This is a genomic window from Methylobacterium nigriterrae, assembly GCF_037106235.1.
Taxonomy (GTDB): domain Bacteria; phylum Pseudomonadota; class Alphaproteobacteria; order Rhizobiales; family Beijerinckiaceae; genus Methylobacterium; species Methylobacterium nigriterrae.
Genome location: NZ_JBAWTG010000172.1, coordinates 1 through 7,856, shown reverse-complemented (window position 1 = coordinate 7,856; position 7,856 = coordinate 1). Strand labels below are relative to the sequence as shown.

The 7,856-nt window shown below is 65.9% G+C and carries 8 protein-coding genes; 1 reads left to right on the top strand and 7 read right to left on the bottom strand.

Translation table 11 applies throughout. The features are described 5' to 3' along the window. Positions 1-221 (top strand): aldo/keto reductase (locus WDW90_RS32925; protein WP_336491848.1); only part of this gene is annotated, 221 nt, incomplete at its 5' end. Between the two features lie 593 nt (positions 222-814). Here WDW90_RS32925 and WDW90_RS32920 read toward each other — a convergent pair. The 7 genes from WDW90_RS32920 to WDW90_RS32890 form a co-directional block, all read right to left on the bottom strand. Beyond that, on the bottom strand, positions 815-2,218 hold the full coding sequence (locus WDW90_RS32920; RefSeq protein ID WP_336491847.1) for a class I adenylate-forming enzyme family protein: 1,404 nt from the start codon (positions 2,216-2,218) through the stop codon (positions 815-817). A 20-nt stretch (positions 2,219-2,238) separates the two neighbouring features. Continuing rightward, a complete protein-coding gene (locus WDW90_RS32915) occupies positions 2,239-3,084 on the bottom strand; it encodes an enoyl-CoA hydratase-related protein (protein WP_336491846.1) in 846 nt (281 codons plus the stop codon). Beyond that, positions 3,081-4,316 (bottom strand): MFS transporter, encoded by a 1,236-nt coding sequence (locus WDW90_RS32910; RefSeq protein WP_336491844.1) that lies wholly within the window; start codon positions 4,314-4,316, stop codon positions 3,081-3,083. The genes WDW90_RS32915 and WDW90_RS32910 overlap by 4 nt, the downstream gene beginning before the upstream one ends. Positions 4,317-4,328: 12 nt before the next feature. Then, a complete protein-coding gene (locus WDW90_RS32905) occupies positions 4,329-5,549 on the bottom strand; it encodes an ABC transporter substrate-binding protein (protein WP_336491842.1) in 1,221 nt (406 codons plus the stop codon). A gap of 146 nt (positions 5,550-5,695) precedes the next feature. Next, positions 5,696-6,679 carry an acrylyl-CoA reductase (NADPH) gene (gene acuI, locus WDW90_RS32900; RefSeq protein WP_336491841.1) on the bottom strand — a complete coding sequence of 328 codons (984 nt, stop codon included), beginning with the start codon at positions 6,677-6,679 and terminating at the stop codon, positions 5,696-5,698. A 23-nt stretch (positions 6,680-6,702) separates the two neighbouring features. Next, on the bottom strand, positions 6,703-7,347 hold the full coding sequence (acuR, locus tag WDW90_RS32895) for an acrylate utilization transcriptional regulator AcuR (RefSeq protein ID WP_488803319.1): 645 nt from the start codon (positions 7,345-7,347) through the stop codon (positions 6,703-6,705). 114 nt (positions 7,348-7,461) lie between these two features. Further along, a partial coding sequence (locus WDW90_RS32890) for an integrase core domain-containing protein (RefSeq protein WP_336491840.1) occupies positions 7,462-7,856 on the bottom strand: 395 nt, incomplete at its 5' end.

Genomic DNA, 7,856 nt, shown 5'->3' with positions numbered 1-7,856 from the left:
AGGTGGCGCTAAACTGGTTGCTGACGCGTCCCACAGTCTGCAGCATCGTGGTAGGCGCGCGCACAGAGGAGCAGCTGAAACAGAACCTTGGCACGACTAGTTGGACGCTCACGCCGGAGCAGGTTGCGCGGCTGGACGCAGCGAGCCAGGAAACGCCGATCTATCCCTACTGGCACCAGAAGGGCTTCGATGAGCGCAATCCAAAGCCGACCGCGTGGTGAAGGAGGGAAGCGCTTCCTCCCGCACAGTGACATCAGTTGCCGAGAGTTCTAGAGACGCGTTGGAGGGCACTCATACAATCGAGCCGAGCGCGGAGAAGCCGAGCATCTGGGGCTCGTGGGAGCTGCCGCCATCCCAGTGGGCGTGATCAGGGCGATCTCTCTAGAGTGGCGAGCATGTCGTACTCGTCGACCTCGGCTTCTGGGTGGATAAGGACATCCAGTGTGATGCCGACGAGCGCGACTACCACCAGCACAGCCACCAGGACCTTCGTGAGGCGAAGTGCCTACCGCCGCATACTGTGAATCGCGATACACCCGAGCGTGAAGGTTGTAGCCTCAACCAATGCTGCTGCTGGCACTTGCATTATTTTCTACCTTTCGCCCTCTGAAGTTGGCTGATTGCCGCATCATTCCGTGGATACAGACCAGCTCAACCACCCTATACGAGAATCAGCCGATCAAATTGCCGGAGTCAAAGTCGCCCTGTATTTACGCCAACGACAGGACCAATCATCGGCTCTTATTGAATAAGACGACGATCTATGCAGGTTTTGCATGAATTGTCCCGCCCGTTGATTATATTATTCTTCATCTTAGTTGGCAGAAGTTGCCGAAGCGCTTAGCTGGAGCGTGAGTGCGCTGACCATCAAGCGACTTGCTTTTCCTGTCGCGCCCGACGGCAGCGTGTCGCTGAAGACGATCACATCCGGCACCTTGTACCGTTCGAGATTGGCCGACACCCATGACCTGAGGTCGTCCGCCGTCAGCGTGGCGCCCGCTATCGGCACGACAACCGCGTGGATCGCTTCGCCGAGGCGCTGGTCGGCGACGCCGGCACAGAGGGCGGCCGCGACGTGCGTGTGCGCGCACAAGGCATTCTCGATCTCCAGCGGGGAGATCTTATTGCCGCCGCGCGAGATGATCTCTTTCGAGCGACCGACGAGCTCGACCTGACCGTCCGGACGAAGCCGCGCGAGATCACCCGTCCGGAAGAAGTCGGCGTCGAACGAAGCTTGGGTCAGTTCGAGATCGTCGAGGTAGCCGAGCATGCTGCAGGCGGTGCGGACCCGAAGCTCGCCCACCTCGCCCGGAGGAGCGGCCGTCCCGTCGTCCCCGACGATGCGGAACTCCACGCCTTCGGTCGGAACGCCGATGGAGCCTGCCTGGCCGGGTTTCCGCGGCCGATGGCAGAAGTCACAAGAGCCGGTCTCCGTCGAGCCGTAGAGGTCGACGAGGTCAGTCTCCGGCCAGCCTAGGGAAACGGCCTGGGCCAGGGATGGACTGAGCGCCTCACCACCGGTCAGTACCATACGCAGGTTGGGAGTCGTTGGGGCGCCGTTGGCAAGGAGCGCCCGCAGCATCGTCGGCACTGCGGCGAGCACGGTCGCCTCGGCGGCCAGCAGGCCCGCGAGAGTCGCGGGGGCAAACTTCTGAATGAGGACGAGAGGTGCCCCGGACCGGATCGCCAGAAGGCTCGTCCAGATCCCGAAGACGAAGGTCAGCTGGAGCGGCACCACCACGATGTCGGCCGGGCGGAACCCGAGCAGCCGATCGAGAACGGAGAGCTTGCGCGCCAAGGCGTCGTGCCCGAGGACCACGCCCTTCGGAGCACCGGTGCTCCCCGAGGTGAAGACCACGAGGGCGCTGCCTTTCAGGAGGGGGCGGTCCGGTGGGGGCTCCGCCGCGATCTCTTTGAGGGTGTGCCCGTCGATGAGGAAACGGACGCGTGTCGCCCTCTCGACTGCTTCTCGCGTGAGTGGCGCTGCGGATTGATGGATGGGCACCGCGACGGCTCCAGCCCGCCAGATGCCGAGCAGTGTGCCGAGGTCGGCCGCGCGGTTGCTGATCGCCACGTGAACCGGCTCGTTCAGGCGCACGCCGGCCGTGCGCAGCAACCCCGCCACGAGATCCCCGTGCGCGTCCAACTCTGGCCCCGACAATCCGAGGCCAGAGACCTCATCTACCCGGCTGCCGGGTTGGGCGAGGCCTTCCCGCATGATGTCTGCGAGCGCACCTGTCATGTTTCGGCTCCCGGAAAGCGGCTGTCGCGCCACGCCAGCGCCGCCTTGAGGCCCTGCGACCGGGCGATGTCCATGAAGGCCCGCTTGTCCGGCGAGCCCTCGCCCTCGATCAGCAGGTCGATGTCGAGAGCCGCCTCCAGAGCATCCAGCATACCGCGCGCCTCGATCGACCGGTTGATCGCCCGCTTCGTCTCCTTGACGAGATTTGGGTCGATCGCGGCGATGTGCCGGGCGAGGCGGAGCGCCGCTGCGTCGAGGTCGGCGACCGGCACCACCCGGTTGACCATGCCGATCTCGTAGGCTCGCTGTGCCGGGATGCGGTCCTCGCCCGTCAGGATGATCTCCTTGGCAATCTTCGGGCCGACGATCCAGGGCAGAATCATCACCACGATGCCAGCACCGAACTTGAGTTCCGGCTCGCCGAAGAAGGCGTCCTCCGCCGCAACGGTCAGGTCGCAGGCCAGAGCCAGCTCGCAGGCGCCAGCGAGGCAGGGGCCACGCACCGCCGCGATCGTGGGCTTGGGGCAGTGCCAGAACCGCATCGGTACGTCGAAATCCTTGCGCAGGATCGGGCGCCACTGGCTCACGCCTTCGGGGCGCAGCGCCATCTGGTCCTTCAGGTCGAAGCCCGAGGAGAACGCTGCCCCGGCCCCGCGCACGACAACGGCGCGCACCGCTTCGTCCGCCTCAGCGGAGTCCATCGCCTGCGCGAGTTCGGTGAGCATTGTCGCGCTGATCGCGTTGGTGCGCTCCGGACGGTTCATCGTGATCCGGGCGACTGCCCCAATTGTCTCGTATGTGATGGTCGTGAAGGCCACGGCTTGCCTCTTCCTCTCTGTCACCGACGTCCTCCGGCCAAGCGCTTGGCCTCGGGCAGGCGCCGCAGCCGCAGCATCGAGACCAGCCCGAAGAACGGTCCCACGGCGAGCAGGGCGAAAGCGAAACGCCATCCGAGGTAGGTACCAGCGAAGGCGATGAGCTGGATGCTGACAAGCGTCAGCAGGAAGCCGATGCAAGTCTGGATAGTCAGCATGGTGCCGACGAGGCGCCGGTCGCTGAGCTCGCTCACGGCCGCCGAGAACTGCGCCGAGTCCGCGATGACAGCGACGCCCCAGAGGACGCCTACCGACAGCACCGCCCAGGCCGGTCCACCGAACAGGAAGCCGATCCCAACCGCGCAGCAGCCGCTGGCGAGCATCGAGGCGCCGGTGACCAAGGTTCGTCCAAACCGGTCCGCCGCCCAGCCGCCGAGCATGGCTCCGAACGCGCCCGCCGCGACGATGCAGAAGGCGGCGAGTTCCGGCGGGAACGGCGGCGCGTCCCCGTACTGCTCGCGGAAGCTCGCCGTCATGAAGGCCCCGATCCAGGCCCACATGGCGTAGAGTTCCCACATGTGACCGAGATAGCCGAGATTGGCGAGGCGCACGCCGCGATTGCGCCAAGCTTCCAGAGCGTTCTTCAGGCTCAGGGGCGGCACCTCCGTCGTCGCCGGACCGAGGCGCACGAAGCGGACCAGGACAGCCGCTAGAAATGCACCCAGAGCCGCTCCGAGCACGGGCAGGTGCCAGTCGAGCTGCCCGAAGGCGGCGACGAGGTGCGGCAGGGCCGATCCGAGGGTAAGGGCTCCCACCAGCAGGCCGATCAGCAGCCCCAGATCGCCCACGGCCCAGGTCGCGGCGATCTTCATGCCGACGGGGTAGACACCGGCCATGCAGGCCCCTGTGACGAACCTCAGCAGCGGCACCCCGGCCGAGGTCGGCTCAAAGGCCAGCATCAGGAGGTTGGCAAAGCCCGCCGTGGCGGCCGACCCGCAGAACAGCCCGCGCAGATCGAACCGGTCGGCCAGCCCGAGCAGCGCGCTGACCAGAGTGCCAGCGACGAAGCCGGCCTGCACGCTGTTGGTCAGCAGAGCCTCTTGGAAGGGGCTCAGCGACCACTGCGTGCGGATTGCGCCCACGGAGGCCGTGGTCGCGAACCACGTCGCCATGGCGGCGATCTCGCTGAGCAGCAGCAGCGCGATCGCGAACCGTTTGGCGGCAACGGATTCGCCTGCGCCAACGTCACGGGGGGCCATGGCAGGATCGCCTCACTTCGCGGCTGCGTGGGCCACGAGGGGGCAACCGCCGTCGGTCACCGGCCGGAACGCTTGGTCGCCGGGGATTGTGTCGACGAGCGTGTAGTAGTCGTACGCCCCCTTCGACTCCGCCGGGCTCTTCACCTGGAAGAGATAGAGGTCGTGAATGGTGCGGCCGTCGGCGCGGATCGAGCCGCGTCCGAACAGCGGATCGTCGGTCGGCATCGCCTTCATCTGCGCAACGATCTCGGTGCCGCGATGCGCCTTGTCCTTGTCTATGGCGGCGATGGCCTTCATCCAGTGGAGCATCGAGGCGTAGGTGCCCGCCTGGTTCATCGTCGGGTAGCGGCCACCGTTACGAGCCGCGAACCGCTTCGCGAAAGCGCGGGTGCCATCGTTGAGATCCCAGTAGAACGCCTCGGTCAGAGTCAGGCCGTGGGCGACCTTCAGGCCAAGCGAGTGGATGTCTGAAATGAAGGCCAGGAGCGCAACAAGCTTCTGGCCGCCCTCAGTCAGGCCAAACTCCGAGGCTTGCTTGATGGCGTTGATGGTGTCGCCGCCGGAATTGGCGAGCGCGAGGACCTGCGCGCCGCTGCCCTGGGCCTGCAGCAGGTAGGAGGAGAAGTCGGTGCTCTGGAATGGAGCGAGGACGTGCCCGAGGGACTTGCCGCCGGCCTTCGTTACGGCCTCGGTGGCATCGCGCTCCAGGGCGTGGCCGAACGCGTAGTCTGTGGTGAGGAAGTACCAGGACTTGCCGCCCTGCTTGATCACCGCGCGGGCCGTGCTGTTACCGAGCGCCCAGGTGTCGTAGGTCCAGTGCACGTTCGTGCGCGTGCAGTTCTTGCCGGTCAGGTCCGAGCTGCCGGCGCTGGCAATAAGGAAGGCTCTGTCCTTCTCGCTGGCGATGTTCGACACAGCGAGCGCGACGGACGAGGTCGGCACGTCGACGATGGCGTCGACACGGTCGACGTCGAACCAGCGCCGGGCAATGGCCGCGCCGATATCGGGCTTGTTCTGGTGGTCGGCCGAGAGAACTTCGACCCGGAAGCCTTTCGCTTCGGGCTTGAAGTCTTCGATGGCCATACGCGCGGCCTCGACGGAACCGGGGCCGGCGATGTCGGCATAGAGGCCGGACTGGTCGTTCAGCACGCCGATCCGAAAGGTCGGAAGCGGATCTGCATCGGCGGCGGTCAATCCGCCAAGCAGCATCGCGAGCGCAAACACACTCTTCATGGTCGTTCCTCCGGTGTTGTGATCGGCCTTGCTTATGATTTGTCGGCTCAATCGCGGATTTTTTAAAAAATTAGATCATTTCGGTCTGACCCGTCTTGTATTTTTGCTGATCTGAATTGGCGCTACTGCGCTTCGGCCAAGATCGCCTACCGGTTGACGTCGACGATCACGCGGCCGCGCACACGGCCCGCCATGAGCCGCTCGGCCGTGGCAACGACGTCCGTCAGGCCGATCTCGTTCGTGATCGCCTCGAGCTTGGCCGGATCAAGGTCACGCACCAGCCGGCTCCAGGCCTCCAGCCGCTCAGGCCGCGGGCACATCACGCTATCGATCCCGATCAGGCTGACGCCGCGCAGGATGAAGGGGGCGACAGACGCTGGCAGGTCCATGCCCTGCGCCAGGCCGCAGGCCGTGACGACACCGCGGTACTTCGCGGCAGCACAGACGTTCGCGAGGGTGTGGCTGCCGACCACGTCGACGGCACCGGCCCAGCGCTCCCGGGCCAGCGGCTTGCCCGGCTCCGAGAACGTGGCCCGATCGAGGATCTCGGCCGCGCCAAGAACGCGCAGGTAGTCGGTTTCCTCTGGGCGTCCGCTGACCGCCACGACGGTATAGCCGAGACCCGACAGGAGAGCGACGGCCGTGCTTCCGACACCGCCGGCCGCTCCGGTGACGACGATCTCGCCCTTGTCCGGGCTGACCCCGTGGCGTTCGAGGGCCATGACGCAGAGCATGGCAGTGTAGCCGGCGGTGCCGATCGCCATGGCCTGGCGGGGGGTGAGCGCGTCGGGCAGCGGGACCAGCCAGTCGCCCTTGAGACGCGCAATCTGAGCCAGGCCGCCCCAGTGGGTCTCGCCGACGCCCCAGCCGTTGAGGATGACGCGATCTCCAGCACGATAGTCGGGGTGCCGGGACTCGCGCACGACGCCGGCGATGTCGATGCCCGGCACCATCGGGAACTTGCGCACCACCGGTCCTTTGTCGGTGATCGCGAGCCCATCCTTGTAGTTCAGTGTCGAGTAGGCGACCTCGACGGTGACGTCGCCCTCGGGCAACTGCACCTCGTCGATGTCGTGCAGGGCGGCGCGGTACCCGGCCTCATCCTTCTCAATCAGGATCGCTTTGAACATGCGGTTCACTCCGAGGACGGCGCTCAGCGCGCCAGACAGGCCAGAAAGTGGTTGGCGAAAAGGTCGAGGGGGTCGGGGCTTCGCTCGAGCTTGGCGCGCAGGACGGCACCCTCCCAGCCGATCCAGAAGAAGGCCGCGAGCGCCTCACAATCGACCTCCGCCGCGATCTCCCCGGCGGCCTGCGCCTCTCTGAGGCAGCGTTCAGTCCGCGCCTGCCAATCGAGGAGGACGCCGCGCAGCCGCTCCCGGAAGGCCTCCGGCAGAGCGCTCATCTCCTGGCCAAGATTGCCGACGACGCAGCCGCGCCGGAACTCGAACCGCTCCATGCCAGCACGCGCATCGGCGACGAAGTTCCTGATCCGCTGCAGGGGCGCCGTGGCCTCGTCGAGCAGCCAGCGGTCGAGCTTGCGCGCGAAGTAATCCGCGTAGGTGCCGATCAGTTCGGCACCGAAGGCGTCCTTGCTCGCGAAATAATGGTAGAATGAGCCCTTCGGCACGCCTGCGCTACGCAGGACCTCTTCGAGACCCGTGGCCGAATATCCCTTTTCCGACAATGCCGCGACGCCAGCGCGGATCAGGGCTTCTCGAGACGTGCCGTAGCCAGGCTCGACCCGAGGTGGACGGCCTCGTCTGCGAGGCAGGGCGTGCAGGGTCGATTCGAGCGTCATGATTTAATAATAGACCGGTTAACTACTAAATGCAACGGGGTGTCCGTCGTCAGATGATTTGAGACGGTTCGCAGCGTTCAGGAACGGAGGCTCTGGTCCATCTGGGGTGGGAAGTTAGGCAGCCCGCGCGTGGTGGCGCAAGCGGCGATCCATGAGGGTCTGGCGCTTGATCTGCGCCCGCTCGCGCAGGATGGCCTCGCCGCGGCCGAGATAGACGTCAGCGGGGGTGAGATTGCCCAGGCTCTCGTGGGCTCGGACGTGGTTGTAATGCTCGACAAAGGCGGCAACCCGCGCCTCCAACTCGCCGGGCAGGTAGGCGTGTTCGAGCAGGATGCGGTTCTTGAGCGTCTGGTGCCAGCGCTCGATCTTGCCCTGCGTCTGCGGATGGCGGGGCGCGCCGCGGATGTGGGTTGATCCTCCCCCGTTTTTGTGGACACGGAGGTTACGTTGCCCAGCGCTGCTCGGCCTGCTCAGGCGTACGGTACCCGAGGGCTGAGTGGAGGCGCTGT